Source organism: Citrobacter sp. VF227 (genome assembly GCF_052950715.1).
In genome coordinates, this window is record NZ_JBRFVF010000761.1 from 1 (window position 1) to 255 (window position 255).

Genomic DNA, 255 nt, shown 5'->3' on the forward strand with positions numbered 1-255 from the left:
AACCTTCCATTGCTGTGATTCAGTCAAAGTTTGGCACCGGCTCACAGGAGTATATCGGGGTACTGGCCATTTATTTATGCGGCTCTGTCATTGGTACCCTGTGGTTCAGCGTCCTTGGCAGTCTTGCCCCGCTGACAGGTCTGCATCCGCTCGCCCTGGCCGCCGGCTCCGGGGTGGGCTCAGGTTCAATGCTCAGTGCCGCCTCAGGGGCCCTCATTAACGGGCTGGATGCAGATATGGCGCAGAAGGTTCTGA

General features: G+C 58.0%; 1 protein-coding gene. It reads left to right on the plus strand.

Annotation, left to right across the window (positions count from 1 at the left end; translation table 11 throughout):
* Positions 1-255: DUF3100 domain-containing protein (locus tag ACU8YC_RS28870; protein WP_446896493.1), on the plus strand; the 255-nt coding region annotated here is incomplete at both ends.